The sequence below is a fragment of the Flavobacterium sp. IMCC34852 genome, from assembly GCF_030643905.1.
GTDB lineage: Bacteria > Bacteroidota > Bacteroidia > Flavobacteriales > Flavobacteriaceae > Flavobacterium > Flavobacterium rivulicola.
This window is the reverse complement of the sequence record NZ_CP121446.1, coordinates 1,263,074-1,278,435: the sequence shown is the minus strand read 5'-3', so window position 1 is coordinate 1,278,435 and position 15,362 is coordinate 1,263,074. Positions and strand designations below refer to the sequence as shown.

At 37.0% G+C, this 15,362-nt stretch carries 12 protein-coding genes; 1 reads left to right on the top strand and 11 read right to left on the bottom strand.

Going from position 1 to position 15,362, the window contains the following annotated elements; all coding sequences use genetic code 11:
- Positions 1-17: 17 nt before the first annotated feature.
- Positions 18-1,205 carry a tRNA 2-thiouridine(34) synthase MnmA gene (gene mnmA / locus P7V56_RS05540; protein ID WP_171222677.1) on the bottom strand — a complete coding sequence of 396 codons (1,188 nt, stop codon included), beginning with the start codon at positions 1,203-1,205 and terminating at the stop codon, positions 18-20.
- Between the two features lie 126 nt (positions 1,206-1,331).
- On the bottom strand, positions 1,332-2,039 hold the full coding sequence (locus P7V56_RS05535; RefSeq protein WP_171222676.1) for a toxin-antitoxin system YwqK family antitoxin: 708 nt from the start codon (positions 2,037-2,039) through the stop codon (positions 1,332-1,334).
- Positions 2,040-2,359: 320 nt separating this feature from the next.
- Here P7V56_RS05535 and P7V56_RS05530 point away from each other — a divergent pair, with 320 nt between their 5' ends.
- The gene (locus P7V56_RS05530; protein WP_171222675.1) at positions 2,360-3,304 is read left to right on the top strand and encodes a fasciclin domain-containing protein; all 945 of its coding nucleotides are present in this window, start codon (positions 2,360-2,362) and stop codon (positions 3,302-3,304) included.
- A gap of 49 nt (positions 3,305-3,353) precedes the next feature.
- Here P7V56_RS05530 and proC read toward each other — a convergent pair whose 3' ends face one another.
- The 9 genes from proC to eno all read right to left on the bottom strand — a co-directional run bounded on the left by proC (position 3,354) and on the right by eno (position 15,206).
- Positions 3,354-4,154 (bottom strand): pyrroline-5-carboxylate reductase, encoded by an 801-nt coding sequence (proC, locus tag P7V56_RS05525; protein ID WP_171222674.1) that lies wholly within the window; start codon positions 4,152-4,154, stop codon positions 3,354-3,356.
- A 71-nt stretch (positions 4,155-4,225) separates the two neighbouring features.
- Positions 4,226-6,133, bottom strand: coding sequence for a membrane protein insertase YidC (gene yidC / locus P7V56_RS05520; RefSeq protein WP_171222673.1), 1,908 nt, complete (start codon positions 6,131-6,133; stop codon positions 4,226-4,228).
- A gap of 49 nt (positions 6,134-6,182) precedes the next feature.
- Complete coding sequence (gene pyrG, locus P7V56_RS05515; protein ID WP_171222672.1) at positions 6,183-7,799, bottom strand: CTP synthase; 1,617 nt, start codon at positions 7,797-7,799, stop codon at positions 6,183-6,185.
- A gap of 139 nt (positions 7,800-7,938) precedes the next feature.
- Positions 7,939-8,175, bottom strand: a complete 237-nt coding sequence (locus P7V56_RS05510; RefSeq protein ID WP_171222671.1) for a DUF3820 family protein — start codon at positions 8,173-8,175, stop codon at positions 7,939-7,941.
- A 90-nt stretch (positions 8,176-8,265) separates the two neighbouring features.
- Complete coding sequence (locus P7V56_RS05505; protein ID WP_171222670.1) at positions 8,266-8,670, bottom strand: OsmC family protein; 405 nt, start codon at positions 8,668-8,670, stop codon at positions 8,266-8,268.
- On the bottom strand, positions 8,670-10,709 hold the full coding sequence (locus P7V56_RS05500) for a PBP1 and LysM peptidoglycan-binding domain-containing protein (RefSeq protein ID WP_171222669.1): 2,040 nt from the start codon (positions 10,707-10,709) through the stop codon (positions 8,670-8,672). Before P7V56_RS05500 ends, P7V56_RS05505 begins: the two co-directional genes overlap by 1 nt.
- A gap of 95 nt (positions 10,710-10,804) precedes the next feature.
- Positions 10,805-12,334 (bottom strand): glutamine-hydrolyzing GMP synthase, encoded by a 1,530-nt coding sequence (gene guaA / locus P7V56_RS05495; protein WP_171222668.1) that lies wholly within the window; start codon positions 12,332-12,334, stop codon positions 10,805-10,807.
- Positions 12,335-12,427: 93 nt separating this feature from the next.
- Complete coding sequence (locus P7V56_RS05490; protein WP_171222667.1) at positions 12,428-13,762, bottom strand: peptide-N-glycosidase F-related protein; 1,335 nt, start codon at positions 13,760-13,762, stop codon at positions 12,428-12,430.
- Between the two features lie 151 nt (positions 13,763-13,913).
- Positions 13,914-15,206: a phosphopyruvate hydratase gene (gene eno, locus P7V56_RS05485; RefSeq protein ID WP_171222666.1), complete on the bottom strand. Its 1,293-nt coding sequence runs from the start codon at positions 15,204-15,206 to the stop codon at positions 13,914-13,916.
- Positions 15,207-15,362: the final 156 nt, after the last annotated feature.

The window sequence follows — 15,362 nt, the reverse complement described above, 5'->3', positions numbered from 1 at the left end:
CATTGTAAAGCGCTAATTTATGAAATTACTCCTGAACCAACTAATTCGTCTCCAATATTCCAAGCGACAAATTGCCCTTCAGTTATCGCTGATTGCGGTTCGTCGAAAGAAACATACAAGCCACTTTTGAATTGGTACAAAGTTGCTTTTTGCAAAGCTTGACGGTAACGAATTCTCGCCATGACTTCCATCGTTTCCCCATTTTTAAGTGACAAATCTTCGCGTATCCAGTGAATTTCTGAAGGCTTAACAAGTAATGTTTTTTTAAACAAGCCAGGATGACTTGCTCCTTGACCAGTGTAAATTGTATTGGTTTTCACATCAGTTGCAATGATAAAAAGCGCTTCTTTGGTACCGCCAACATTCAATCCCTTTCTTTGACCAATGGTAAAATAATGTGCGCCTTGGTGTTTGCCTACCACTTTTCCGTTTTCGGAAGTATAGGAAATTCCTTCAGCTTCAAATGCCAATTGGTCTTCTAGCGAAGAAAAAGTTGGTATTTCTTGGCTGTAAATTTTATCATTAGCAGCGACTTCGTAAATCAAACCTTCTTTAGGCTGTAATTGTTGTTGCAAAAATTCAGGCAAACGCACTTTACCAATGAAGCACAAACCTTGAGAGTCTTTCTTTTCGGCAGTAACCAAATCCAATTGCATGGCTATGTCACGCACTTCGGGTTTGGTCAATTCACCTATTGGAAATAAGGATTTGGCCAATTGTTCTTGAGATAATTGACAAAGAAAATAAGACTGATCTTTGTTTGCGTCTATCCCTGCCAATAATTGAAAGATTTCTTTTCCGTCTTTTTGGATGGTTCCTTTTCGACAATAATGTCCGGTAGCCACATAATCGGCGCCAAGACTTAAAGCAATTTTCATGAAGACATCAAACTTAATTTCGCGATTACACAATACATCCGGATTTGGAGTACGACCTTGTTCATATTCGTTGAACATATAGTCGACGATTTTTTCTTTGTATTGTTCGCTTAAATCAACCGTTTGGAAAGGAATTCCTAATTTTTCAGCCACGAGTAATGCATCGTTACTGTCTTCGAGCCACGGACATTCATTGGAAATGGTCACTGAGTCATCGTGCCAATTTTTCATAAAAAGTCCAATCACTTCATAGCCTTGTTCTTTTAATAAATAGGCGGCAACACTCGAATCAACACCTCCTGAAAGCCCTACTACAACTCTTTTCATTTTATACTTAGCAAAAATTTGCTGCAAAGTTAAGCCAAAATCCGAATAATTTTATGACCTGACATCAGTTTAAGCAATTCTGAAGTAACCAAAACTTATGTTGCTAACTTTGGGTTTGAAATAAAATTACTCGGTGGGTTGTTTGGGCATATTAGGTCTTTTGAAGTTTTTATTTTCGTAGTTCATATTGACTTCTTTCACTTTTCCTTTTTCAAGGACTTTCCAAATGCCTACTTTCTTTCCGTTCTTAAACAAACCCTGACCGGTTATTTTGTTTGTTGCATCTCTGTAAATAGCCTGACCGTCTAATTCACCATTTTTATAATTACTTTCTTCCATCACCACATCATTTTCGGCATAACTCTTATAAGATCCTTCTTTGATTCCGTTCTTATAAGTGGTTTCTTCAGCAATTTTGCCGCTGTTATAGTATACTTTTCTGACCCCGTTTAATTTTCCTTTGCTGTAATATTCCAAAGTCATAATGACCGGTGAATTTAAATGATAATACTTCCATTCGCCTTCAAACTGCTTATCTACCACTTTTCCTTCACTTACTTTATTGTTTTTTTGGTTGTAAAAAGTGGTGTAACAAGAATTGTCATTAGCGCTGAAATCTCTGGTAGCAATAATAGTCCCGGCTTTGGTATCATCAAAAAACTTAAATACTCCTACTTCTTTTCCATGCTCAAAAGTGCCTTCATATCTAGGTCGCTTTGACTCTTCATAAATTCCTTTCCAAAGACCGTGTTTTTTACCATTTTCATCAAGTTTATTAAAATCTTGCGCAAAAAGGAAAAAGGTATTCAATAAAAAGAAGAAAATATATTTCATAAAAAAGTTATTGATAGGTGTAAAAACTGAAAACAAATTTATAGTTAATATGGAAACGAAAAATATTTTTTTTTATTGTAGCCTTTACTGTTAAAAATATTTTAAAATCGAGAACACTTTTTGTTTAACCTTTTAAAAATAACTTGACAAGCGTAACCCATTACAAACACAGATTACAACTATAAATAACTGTTTTAGTGAATCTTACTATTGTTAAACAAAACTGTTAAAATATTTATAAATTTTATTTTGTTTATCTTTTTATAAATTTTGTTAAACAAAAATAATTAATTTAGCCAAAACATTTAAACAAAATAACTATGAAAAATCTAACTAAATTATTAGGAATTACCCTTATGTCTTTGTTCATCTATTCTTGTAGTGATGATGACAACAATTCAAATCAACCACAAACTATCGCAGCCATTGCCGCTTCAGATGCGAATTTCAGTATTTTAGTGGAAGCTCTAACTCGTACAGGATTGGTTTCAACTTTTGACAGTCCGGGAGACTTTACTGTGTTTGCACCAACAAATGATAAGTTTCAAGCTTTTTTAACTGCAAATGGTTTTAGCAATATAAATGCTGTACCACTTCCATTACTTACAGAAGTTTTAAAAAATCACGTAGTTTCAGGTTCTTTTTACAGTAATGAATTGGCAACCGGTTATGTAAAAACATTGGCTAAAGGTGCCGCTTCAAGCACTAATACATTGAGCATGTATGTTGAAGTTGGTTCTAGTGTGAAATTAAACGGCGGAGCCAGTAATGGTGGAGCTACTGTAGTAACAGCTGATATTGAAGCTTCTAATGGTGTAATTCATGTAGTTGATAACGTTATTGGTTTGCCTACTGTAGTTAATCATGCTGTTGCTAATCCTAACTTTACCGTTTTAGTTGGTTTAGTTAGTGGTGCTGGTTTAGTACCAACATTAAGTGGTACAGCAGGTTCACCATTTACTGTATTTGCTCCAACAAATGGTGCCTTTACTACTTTTGAGTCGCAAAATCCCGGAGTATTGGCAAGTTTAACTCCTGCACAAGTTACTTCTGTATTAACATACCATGTAGTTGGAGGTGCCAATGTACTTTCAACCGGAATTCCAGCTACACCAATTACAACATTAGAGACGGGAACATTTACCATTGTCGGTACTACAATAACTGATGAAGCTAACAGACAAACCGGCATTGTAGCAGTTGATGTTCAGGGTTCAAACGGAGTAATCCATGTAATCAATAACGTATTGCTACCATCGCTATAATTTACCCATTGCTATGAAAAAGAAAAGCGCAGTTTACACTGTGCTTTTTTTATGACCCTAACTCTAATGCCCTATTGTTAGCGGCTTTTACGGCATTGACTATAGTTTGCTCCAAGTTGCCTTTTTTAAATACAAATAACGCACTTTCTGTTGTTCCTCCTTTGGAAGCGACTTTGGCAATCCATTCTTGATTGGATAAGGAATAACTGTTTTGTATGGCTACCGAACCCATAAAAGTTTGGTTGACCAACAACTCCGCTTCAGATTCATTAAAGCCCAAATCAACGGCAGCTTGTATCATCGATTGCATGAAATAAAAAACATATGCCGGTCCGCTTCCTGAAATAGCAGTTGCTGCATCGATAAGTTTTTCATTTTCTACATAAACCGATTTTCCGGTGGTATTGATTAAATTCTGAATGATAAACAATTCCTTTCTATCCACATTAGCTGATGCAGTAAAAACCGTCATACCCATTCCGATTTGTGTGGGAATATTGGGCATCGAACGGACAATTTTGGAACAAGACAATTCTCTCTCGATAGCAGCTAAAGTAATTCCGGCCATGACCGAAAAAACAATCTGAGAATCTTTTAAAAAAGGTTTTACGGCTTTTGCCAAAAGTGCAAAATCTTGTGGTTTGACCGCCAAAATAACGATGTCAAAATCCCCTATTTCATGAGTAGCCCTTGTGGAAAAATTCTGCTTTGGAATTGCATTTTCTGAAGTTGAAAAGGCATCGCTTCTGACCAAAGCAAAAATATCTTCCGGCTTAATAAACCTTGAACTGATAAAACTGTTGGCATAGGTTTTCCCCATGTTGCCGTAACCAATGATTAATACTTTCATAGTCTAAAAATAAAAAACTCTGCTTAAAGGTATATTTTTAAACAGAGTTTTGAAAATTTATAATTCGGAAGTTATTTCTTTTTGTTTTGAAGCTTTTTTTGTTCTTCGGCTTGCTCCATCATTTCACGCATCTTTCTTTGGAACTTGCCTTCTGTTTTTGGCTTGGCTTTATTTTCCTGAATTTGAGCATGAATTTTATCGCTGTCGATGAAGTACTTTTTAATCACCAACATGATACCAATAGTAATTAAGTTGGAAATAAAGTTATACAAACTCAAACCTGAACCATAATTATTAAAGAACAATAACATCATGATTGGCGACAAGTAAATCATGATTTTCATGATTTTCCCCATATCCGGCATACCGTCTTGTGGCGGCTGTGCCATGGCTTGATCACCTGAAGTCATTTTCATATAGAAGAAGATTGCAATAGCCGCTAAAATCGGGAACAAACTAATGTGGTTACCATAAATAGCAGAAATAATCGGAATGTGAGTATCCCAGGTAATTACAGCATCAAAAGAAGATAAATCATCTGCCCAAAGGAAACCTTTCTGTCTTAACTCAATCGCTGACGGGAAGAATTGGAATGACGCATACATAAACGGAATTTGAATCAAAGCCGGAATACAACCTGCCATCGGATTCACTCCCGCTTTATTGTAGAGTTTCATGGTTTCTTGTTGTTTTTTCATTGGATCTTTTTTGAATTTTTCACCAATTTCCATGATCTCAGGACGCAATACTTTCATCTTGGCTTGTGACAAAAACGACTTAAAGGTAATAGGCGACATTGCAATTTTAATCAAAATCGTGAAGACAATAATCGCAATACCCAATCCCATAAAAGTACTTAGAAAACCAAATAAAGGCACAAAAATGAATTTGTTAATCCAACCGAAAATACCCCAACCTAATGGGATAATTTCATCTAAGTTTCGGTCATAGTCGTTCAAAACAGTATAATCTGACGGACCGTAATACCAATTCATTTTATAATCTAACTCACCATTGGCATAAGCTAAAGCTGAATTAGTTTTGAATTCTTTAGTAAAAATAGTATCCTTAGAAACATCGTCTACTAAATCATTCGAGTGCAACTTGGTGGATTCAAAAGGCGTTTTAGTCAACAAGATTGAAGAGAAAAAGTGCTGTTTGTAAGCAATATAAGTAACCTTTTCCGGGGTTTCTTCTTTGTCTTTTCCTTGTCCTACATAATCGTCTTTTCCTTCCTCATATTCGAAAACAATTTCGGCATAACGATTCTCATAAGAGATGCTTTTTTCGTTTCTGTAGGTTTTCATGTTCCATTGGAAATCGACCGGTTTTGAGGTGTTCAAAGTGGTGTTTAAACCTTGGGAACGGATATCGAAATCAAGCATGTAATCATTCGGTTTTAATACGTATTTGTATTCCAAATAACTATTGGCGCTCGACTTCAATTTCATCGAAAGCACTTGGTTACCATCAACTTTAGTCAAGGTTGGCTCAAAGAATAAATCTTTGGTATTCAACACTCTGTTGTCTTTGGTTTGCAACTGCAAATTGAAATTAGCGTTGTTATTCTTGATTAATTCTACTAACTCTTTAGAATTTTTATCGAACTTCTTGAAATTTTTGAGTGTTGCTTCCGCGATAAAACCACCTTTATTGGCAATTTTTAACACCATCAATTCATTTTCGATAGTAGTGAATTCTTCTTTGGCAGAAGGTAAAGTCGCTGAATAAGCAAAACTGCCTAAAGCACCTTGAAGTTTTTGAATTTTAACCGAATCGGCTACAGTAGTGTCGGTGATGGTTTGGGCTACTTCTTTAGTTGCTTCTCCTTTAGCCTTGGCTTCTGCCGCTTTTTCTGTTTTGGCTTTGGCCTGATTTTTTACTTCGTCTTCTCTGTTATTGTACATCATCCAAAGGATAATTACAAAGATTAAAGCAAAACCGATAATCGAATTAAAATCAAATTTCTTTTGTTCCATTTTTTAATTATTTGTCATAAGAAGCAACAAGGGATTAATTGTTACTACTTTATTTTTTATGTTTTACCATTGCGGCCACAAAGCTAACAAAAATTGGGTGTGGATTGGCAACAGTACTCTTATATTCCGGATGGTATTGTACACCGATAAAGAAAGGATGTTTTTCTAATTCGATAATCTCTACCAAACCGGTATCAGGATTAACTCCCGAAGCTTTTAAACCGGCCGTCTCCAGCTGTTTTCTGTACTCATTATTAAACTCATAACGATGACGATGACGCTCTTGGATTTGGCTTTTACCATAAATTTCTTTCGCCAAACTACCTTCAGTTAAATCACATTTCCAAGACCCTAAACGCATGGTTCCGCCTTTATCGGTGATGGTTTTTTGTTCTTCCATTAACGAAATTACCGGATGCTTTGTTTCTTCGTTCATTTCGGTTGAATTGGCGTCTTTCAAACCAAGTACAGTTCTGGCATATTCAATCACAGCCATTTGCATTCCCAAACAAATTCCGAAGAAAGGAATATTATTTTCTCTGGCATAACGAACCGTTTCGATTTTACCTTCGATACCACGGCCACCAAATCCCGGTGCCACTAAAATTCCGTCTAAACCTTGCAATTGCTCTGCAGCATTAGCTTCATCCAAATATTCCGAGTGAATACTGATTACATTTACCTTCGTCTGATTCGCCGCTCCGGCATGAATAAACGCTTCTAAAATCGATTTATAGGAATCTTGTAATTCTACATATTTTCCAACCAAACCAACGTTAACCGTTTGTTTCGGATGTTTTAATCTATGCAAAAAAGTATTCCAGGTTTTTAAATCCGGGGCTGCTTTTTTGGGTAAATTTAATTTCTTTAAAGCCACGATATCCAGACCTTCTTCCAACATCAAATTAGGCACTTCATAAATCGTTGAAGCATCGATTGATTGGATTACTGCTTCGCGTTTTACGTTACAGAATAACGCTAATTTTTGACGCAATTCGTCTGACAATTCGTGCTCGGTTCTACAAACTAAGATATCAGCTTTGATTCCGCTTTCCATCAACGTTTTTACCGAGTGTTGGGTTGGTTTTGTTTTTAATTCTCCGGCTGCCGCCAAAAAAGGAACCAAAGTCAAGTGAATCACAATCGAATTATTTTCGCCTAATTCCCAAACCAATTGACGTACAGACTCAATATAAGGTAACGATTCAATGTCACCGACTGTTCCTCCTATTTCTGTAATTACTATATCAAAATCGCCTGATTTTCCAAGCAATTGCATACGCTCTTTGATCTCATTGGTGATATGAGGTACAACCTGAACTGTTTTTCCTAAAAATTCTCCTCTTCGTTCTTTTTCAATTACAGAAAGATAAACCCTTCCTGTAGTTACGTTATTGGCTTGTGAAGTCGGAACGTTTAAGAAACGTTCGTAATGTCCTAAATCCAAATCGGTTTCCGCGCCATCATCCGTTACGAAACATTCTCCGTGTTCGTAGGGATTTAAAGTTCCCGGATCGACATTGATGTAAGGATCAAACTTTTGTATGGTCGTTCGATACCCTCTAGCCTGTAGTAACTTGGCCAGAGAAGCTGCGATGATTCCTTTTCCAAGAGAAGATGTCACACCGCCGGTAACAAAAATGTATTTTGTTTGTGTTGGATTCATTGTAAATTATGTTGTTGTGTTGTTGTTGTAAAAAACGAGGCAAAAATACAATTATAATTCGATTGTTAGATTGTTAAAATGTTAGATTTTTAGAAAAAAGAAAATCCAGTAATCTAACTTGTCTAAGTAGTCTAAAAATCTAATAATCTTTCTTAGGGTATTGCTTTTTGATATTGCGCACCAATTCTTCCAGGCCGTTTAATTTGAGTTCATAAACGAGTTGGAGTTGTTCGCCTAATTGTCCTTTTGGAAAGCCTTTTTGGGAATACCAAACCACGTAATATTCAGGTAAATCTATCAAATAGTAGCCTTCATATTTACCGAAAGGCATTTTGGTATGGGCGAGCTTGATAAGAAGTTGTTGTTGTGAATTCATTAAAAGAAAATAGAATAAAGAATATAGAACATAGACTTGAAATTAATGAGAAAGAATCTATGTTCTATTTTCTATTCTCTTTATTCTAAATCATTTCCAATTAAAAACAATTTCTCTTTTGATATCGGGATGTAAACTAAAATGCACCGGACAAGTTAAAGCGGTTCTTTCCAAAATAGTTTTGGTCTTCTCATCGGCTTCAACATTCATTTCAAATGTAACGTGAATTTCTGAAATTCTTCTTGGGTCAGCGGCCATTATCTTAGTTACTTCAGCGGTTGAACCTGAAAAATCCACACCCATTTCTCGGGCTTTGATTCCCATAACAGTAAACATACAACTGGCAAATCCATTGGCGACTGTATCCGTTGGAGAAAAAGCTTCTCCTTTGCCGTTATTGTCTAATGGTGCGTCGGAAATGATTTCACTTCCGGATTGCAAATGAATCGAAGACGTACGCAAATCTCCTAAATAAGTAACTCTGGATGTGGGCATTATAAAGCTTCTTTGATTGTTAAATCGGTATCGTAATACAAAATATAGATTCCGTTATTAGAATAACCGTAAGTGGTATTTTGGGTGTAATCAAACTTGTTTTCAATTTGCTCTGATGCATCAGCTTGTATGGTTTCTTCAAAAGTTTTTTCCTGAGACAAACGCAGCAAAGTATCAAAAGTAACATCAAAACCTCTTATAGCATATTGATTTGGAATAATCTTATTTAGCTTCTTATATTTCGTATCGAACTGATTGGCCTCAACAGTTTCATTAGGTCTTGACAATGACGGATAAAGCAATTTCAATTTGGTTAATCGAGTCAAAGATATTTCTTCAAAATCCAAGGTTTCATTCGGTTCCATGATTACCAATTGTACTTGATAATCCTTTTGAGCAGCCAGCATCGCATTGGTCATGGCCAAAATCATTCCGGTACTTTCGGAAGCCAACAGTACATAATTCATTTTGTCTTTTTGCAAATGCAACCGCAAACTATCCGCTACAAAAGAACCTTTGGCGCTCAAACCAACCAACTTCGTATCGCTTTGCATTTCCTGAAGATACTGTTTTACACTTCCTTTTTTGGCATCAACTACAGCTATGATATTGCCACCTTTGGATTTCATGTATTGAAAAACAGAAGCGCGCATTTGCTCTAATGAAGGCATTGATTGGTACAAATTAGTAAATTTCTTTCCGATTTCTTTTGACAATGGAGAAATAACCGGCGTTTTAGTTGACTCCACTAATTCGGCTAATTTCTCTACATTGGCTTGGTAAAATGGCCCGATAATCGCGTCCATCCCGGCTAAATTATTTTGTTGAGCCAATGCAGCTACATTGGAATTACTCTTGGTTTCCTGTGAATCAAAAATTTTAATGTCGATATTCATTCCCAACACTTTAGCAGAATCAACCGCCATTAAAGCACCTGAATAAAAATCTAAAGTCAGGTTAAGAAACTTGTCTTTTTTTAAACGCGCTTGGGTTGAATTGACAGTATCATTTTCAATCTTACTGATATTAAAGGGTAAAAGTAATGCGAGTTGTTTCCTCGCATTAGTGTTTAAATTCTTCATCAAATTGCCTTGCTCCTTTTTGGGGACATTTACTTTTTCACCCATGGGTACGCGCAAAATCATGCCGAGTTTGATTCCCTTTTTCAATTCAGGATTTAACTGAATTAATTCGGCTTCCGTAATACCGAAATCGGTTGCTATGCTTTGTATGGTCTCCTTTGGCTTAACCACATATTCCTGTAAATACTTTTTGCCTGAACCAGGATTAACGACTGCAGGTTTGTCCTTAATTGGCTCAGCCGATACTGCAGGCTTTGAAGCAACTGCCGGTGCATTTCCTGAAACCACTAATTTTAATCCTACGGGAAAATCAGAAACAATGGCCGGATTTAATCTTTCCAACTCTTGAATGGTCATCCCGTATTTTTTAGAAATCCCGTATTTGGTTTCCTTTGGTTCGATAATATGATAAGCAACATTTCCTTTTGGTGCTTCAACTTTCGGTTCACTTTTCACCACCGATTTTGGCGTTTCTTTAGGTGCCTGAACCGGTTTTTCTAGAGGTGGTTTTTCATAAGTTTCCTTACTGGCTTCACCCGAAGGAATTTTTATCGTTTGTCCTATTTTCAAACCGTCTTTTAACAACTCACCATTGGCTTCTTTTATAGCCTCAACCGAAACACCATATTGTCTGGAAAGACTGAATAAGGTTTCTTTGGGTTGCACCAAATGAGTGGTTGGATTTGAATTGTTTTTAGGTTGTGTTTGCTTTGGCGGAATTACTGTTGGCTCTGCCGATGATGGCGGAATCAACAAAACGCTGTTCAATTGAATTCCGTTTTGGGAATCGGGATTAAGTTTATAAATATCAAAAGGAGTTACCTTGTATTTTTGTGCTATTATCGTAATAGTTTCTCCTTGTGCCACAGTGTGCTTGACATATTTGTCCTGTTTCGCCGAAGCGCTAAACGTGACACTCAGTACAAAAAGCAGTGAGAAAATAATTCGGTTTTTCATAAATTGGTCATTTATTTAACGTTAAAGTTAACAAAACTTTTGACTTGCAATGTTTATTGCTTTATTTTTCATTAACTTTTTTATGTTAACAAAAACTATTCCCATTCTATCGTGGCAGGCGGTTTTGAACTGATATCATAAACCACTCTGTTTACTCCTTTTACTTTATTGATAATTTCGTTAGAGATTTTCATCAAGAAATCGTAAGGCAAATGAACCCAATCTGCAGTCATCCCATCGGTAGATTCTACGGCACGAAGCGCAACCACTTTTTCATAAGTACGTTCATCTCCCATCACTCCTACACTGTTGACCGGCAACAAAATAGCTCCGGCTTGCCAAACTTTATCATACAAACCATGCTCTTTTAATCCGTTGATAAAAACGGCGTCTACTTCTTGCAGAATTCTAACTTTTTCAGGCGTTATTGCACCCAAAATTCTGATAGACAATCCCGGTCCCGGGAACGGATGTCTTCCTAAAAGTTCAGGATCAATGCCCAATGTTTTTCCAACGCGACGTACTTCATCTTTGAAAAGCATTCGCAAAGGTTCTACGATTTGTAGCTTCATAAAATCAGGCAAACCACCCACATTGTGGTGTGATTTGATAGTAGCCGATGGTCCTTTTACCGAGACCGATTCGATTACATCCGGATAAATAGTTCCTTGTGCCAACCATTTTACATCTTCAATGCGATGCGCTTCATCATCAAACACTTCGATAAAGACGCGACCAATGGCTTTCCGTTTGGCTTCCGGTTCTTCGATTCCGTCTAAAGCTGAAAGAAAACGTTCGGAAGCGTCAACGCCTTTTACGTTTAATCCCATGTCTTTGTATTGGTGCAATACGTTTTCGAATTCATTTTTACGAAGTAAACCATTGTTTACAAAAATGCAATACAAATTTTTACCGATGGCTTTATTCAACAATACAGCTGCCACGGTAGAATCTACACCGCCCGAAAGTCCGAGTACGACTTTATCGTCTTTTACTTTTTCTTTCAATTCTTTCACGCAGTCTTCCACGAAAGCATTTGGCGTAAAGTTTTGCGGCACTTCGGCTATTTTGACTAAGAAGTTTTCTAAAATTTGTTTTCCGTCGGTAGAGTGATATACTTCGGGATGGAATTGAATGGCGTAGGTTTTTTCGCCTTCAATACGGTAAGCAGCATTGGCTACATCTTTGGTACTGGCTAGCAATACACCATTGGTTGGCATTTGCTTAATCGTATCACTGTGACTCATCCAAACCTGACTGTTTAAAGCTACTTCTTCAAAGAAAGCTTCGTCATCTTTGATGAAAGACAAATTGGCTCTGCCATACTCACGGATGTTACTTGGCGCTACTTCACCACCATTGAAATGGGCCAAATATTGGGCACCGTAACAAACCGCCAAGAGTGGCATTTTGCCTCGAATTTGAGATAAATCAGGATGAGGAGCGTCTTCGGCTCTTACAGAATAAGGGCTACCCGAAAGGATAACTGCTTTGTAGGACGATAAATCATCTGGAAAATGATTGAACGGAAAAATTTCGCAGAATATGTTTAATTCGCGAACGCGGCGCGCAATAAGTTGTGTGTATTGCGAACCAAAATCTAAAATAAGTACGTTGTGTTGCATGCGCAAAAGTACTACTCTCGATTGAAAATAAAAAACGGCAAAAGAAGATTCTTTAAAGGATTTTTCTTTTGCCGTAAATTTTGGGAACCACTACTACTCTTTCACTATTTTTTTGGTCTTTTCACCGCTAGCTGATTGAACTTTTAGGAAATAAATTCCGTTAGAATAATTTGAAACATCAATGGTGGTTTGTAACGATTCGCTAACTTGAGTCATCAAAACCCTACCTTGCATATCACACAATTGAATTGACTTCATAGCACTGTTGGCCGTAACTGTGATAAAGTCATTTGTTGGATTCGGATAATATTCAAAGTCTAAACGGGTAAAATTTTCTACTCCTAAAACCGTATTTTCGCCTTGTAAGTATAATGAAACCGGTATATAACCTTGTGCTCCTACAAAAACGGCATCAGGCACTGATATCACAAAAGAATGAGCTCCGGCGCTCAAATTCCCCAAACTAATTTCGCGTATAGGAATAACTGCGCCCGGACACCAATTGCTAAATGATTGCCATTGTGAAGGTGTTCTTGGGGTTGGACCATAAATTCCGTTGGCTTGTGTATTGTAAATCCTATAGGGTTCACAAGTAAGTTCACCGGGACGATAAGTTAATATCGGATTAGCATCTAAAGAAACATAATGCCATCTTCGGTTGTATTCTTCTCCACCCGAGTTGGCACCATGGTTGGACGTAATCAAATAAAATTTAGCATTATTAATTTGGGAATCAAGATTAAAATTGATGGTTCTTACGGTTGTTCCAATCTCATCTGTAGCACCGGCAGCATAGTTATTCAAATCCTTTTTGAAATTTAAAGGCAAGATAAAAGTATCGTCGGGCACTGAAGTATCAGTATTGGTTACAAAATTCAATGTTCCGTAAAACACATCATTTCTACCGGAACAACCAGCGATTTGTGTATTGGCTGCATAAGGCACACCAAACAATTCAAACTCTATCCAAAAATCATACAGCGTATTGAGATACTCATCTTTTAATATTTTGGTGACGTTATCTACTGTAAAAGTGTAAGGCACCAAATTGGGTGCTACATTTTTATTCATAAACGGTGTTATAAATCTGCCCAATTCAATTCTGCTTGTTGAGGCCGGACTATAAAACAAAGACCCTTTGGGTACTAACGCCAAATTAATATTTCCAATTCGGTCATAATTATCACAAGCGGCAGAAATTGAAATATCAAGCGTTAAAGTATTCCCGATTTGCGACAATACTTCGGGGGTTAATTTTTTAGTAAACAAATCATTTCGCAATCTGACTACATCGGGTTCTGTTGGATGGTTTACCAGCGCTGCATAGCCATCATAAAACAATACGCTATCATAAATTGAGATGGTGGTTTGTGCTTTTACTAACGATAATTCTAAAAGGAAAAGCAACAAAAAGTAATATTTTTTCATAGTAGTGGTGTTGGTTGTTAAGCTTGTAAAAATATAAAAAAAGTTGATTTTAAAGGAACTTATTTGGTTGAAAATCAAATGAAATGTATAAAATAAAAAACACCTGACAAGTTTTAAAAACCTATCAGGTGTAAATCAACATTATAAAATATTACTTCTGCTTAAAAGCTTTGACGCCCGGGAAATAAGCCGTATTGCCTAATTCTTCCTCGATGCGCAATAACTGGTTGTATTTGGCCATACGATCCGAGCGCGAAGCCGAACCGGTTTTGATTTGACCACAGTTTAAAGCCACTGCTAAATCGGCAATCGTATTGTCTTCCGTTTCTCCTGAACGGTGTGACATTACCGAAGTATAACCGGCATTGTGCGCCATGTTTACTGCTGCGATGGTTTCTGTTAAAGTTCCGATTTGGTTAACTTTTACCAGGATTGAATTGGCAATTCCCTTCTCAATTCCGGTTGATAAACGCTCTACATTGGTTACGAATAAATCGTCTCCAACCAATTGGGTTTTGTTTCCGATTAATTCGGTTAAGTATTTCCAACCTTCCCAATCGTCTTCGTACATTCCGTCTTCGATAGAAATGATTGGATAGTTTGTGGCCAAAGACGCTAAATATTCTGCTTGTTCTTTTGATGTTCTGATTTTTCCGGTTGCACCTTCGAATTTGGTGTAGTCGTATTTTCCGTCAACATAAAACTCAGAAGCAGCACAGTCAAGGGCAATCATGATTTCGTCACCGAATTTGTAACCTGCATTTTCAACTGCTTTTTTAATCGTATCCAAAGCATCTTCTGTTCCACCGGCAAGGTTTGGTGCAAAACCTCCTTCGTCACCTACGGCTGTCGAAAGATTTCTATCGTGTAATACTTTTTTCAAGTTGTGAAAAATCTCTGTTCCCATTTGCATGGCATGGGTGAATGACGTTGCTTTTACCGGCATAATCATAAACTCTTGGAAAGCGATTGGCGCATCAGAGTGTGAACCACCATTGATGATGTTCATCATGGGCACCGGTAAAGTATTGGCAGAAACACCACCAACATAACGGTATAATGGCAATCCTAATTCATTAGCCGCAGCTTTAGCCGTGGCCAGAGAAACGCCTAAAATGGCATTGGCACCTAAGTTAGATTTGTTGGCTGTTCCGTCTAAATCAATCATCAATTGGTCGATGTGGTTTTGTTCAAAAACCGAAACGCCCATTAATTCGGGAGCTATTTTAGTGTTTACATTGTCTACCGCTTTTAAAACGCCTTTTCCCATATAAGCTTTGCCACCATCTCTCAATTCTACGGCTTCATGTTCGCCGGTTGAAGCACCACTTGGAACAGCAGCACGACCTAAAACGCCGTTTTCGGTTACTACATCTACTTCAATGGTTGGATTTCCTCTGGAATCCAAGATTTGTCTTGCGTGTACTTTAATAATAATACTCATTTTTATAATATTAAATATTTGATATTAGATTTTAGATATATTACAAATATATTCCATCTTTTTTTAGGAATTTGACAATTTTTTCGAATGTTATTAACGCAAACGTTTTAGTATAGTCGAATTTTTCGGAGCGAATGGTTCGGTCATATTTGCCAT

What these genes read in the sequence shown, in the direction of transcription:
- mnmA (WP_171222677.1), bottom strand. Translation starts at nt 1,205, where the DNA reads ATGAAAAGAGTTGTAGTAGGGCTTTCAGGAGGTGTTGATTCGAGTGTT.
- P7V56_RS05535 (WP_171222676.1), bottom strand. Translation starts at nt 2,039, where the DNA reads ATGAAATATATTTTCTTCTTTTTATTGAATACCTTTTTCCTTTTTGCG.
- yidC (WP_171222673.1), bottom strand. Translation starts at nt 6,133, where the DNA reads ATGGAACAAAAGAAATTTGATTTTAATTCGATTATCGGTTTTGCTTTA.
- guaA (WP_171222668.1), bottom strand. Translation starts at nt 12,334, where the DNA reads ATGCAACACAACGTACTTATTTTAGATTTTGGTTCGCAATACACACAA.
- P7V56_RS05500 (WP_171222669.1), bottom strand. Translation starts at nt 10,709, where the DNA reads ATGAAAAACCGAATTATTTTCTCACTGCTTTTTGTACTGAGTGTCACG.
- proC (WP_171222674.1), bottom strand. Translation starts at nt 4,154, where the DNA reads ATGAAAGTATTAATCATTGGTTACGGCAACATGGGGAAAACCTATGCC.
- eno (WP_171222666.1), bottom strand. Translation starts at nt 15,206, where the DNA reads ATGAGTATTATTATTAAAGTACACGCAAGACAAATCTTGGATTCCAGA.
- P7V56_RS05490 (WP_171222667.1), bottom strand. Translation starts at nt 13,762, where the DNA reads ATGAAAAAATATTACTTTTTGTTGCTTTTCCTTTTAGAATTATCGTTA.
- P7V56_RS05510 (WP_171222671.1), bottom strand. Translation starts at nt 8,175, where the DNA reads ATGAATTCACAACAACAACTTCTTATCAAGCTCGCCCATACCAAAATG.
- P7V56_RS05505 (WP_171222670.1), bottom strand. Translation starts at nt 8,670, where the DNA reads ATGCCCACATCCAGAGTTACTTATTTAGGAGATTTGCGTACGTCTTCG.
- pyrG (WP_171222672.1), bottom strand. Translation starts at nt 7,799, where the DNA reads ATGAATCCAACACAAACAAAATACATTTTTGTTACCGGCGGTGTGACA.
- P7V56_RS05530 (WP_171222675.1), top strand. Translation starts at nt 2,360, where the DNA reads ATGAAAAATCTAACTAAATTATTAGGAATTACCCTTATGTCTTTGTTC.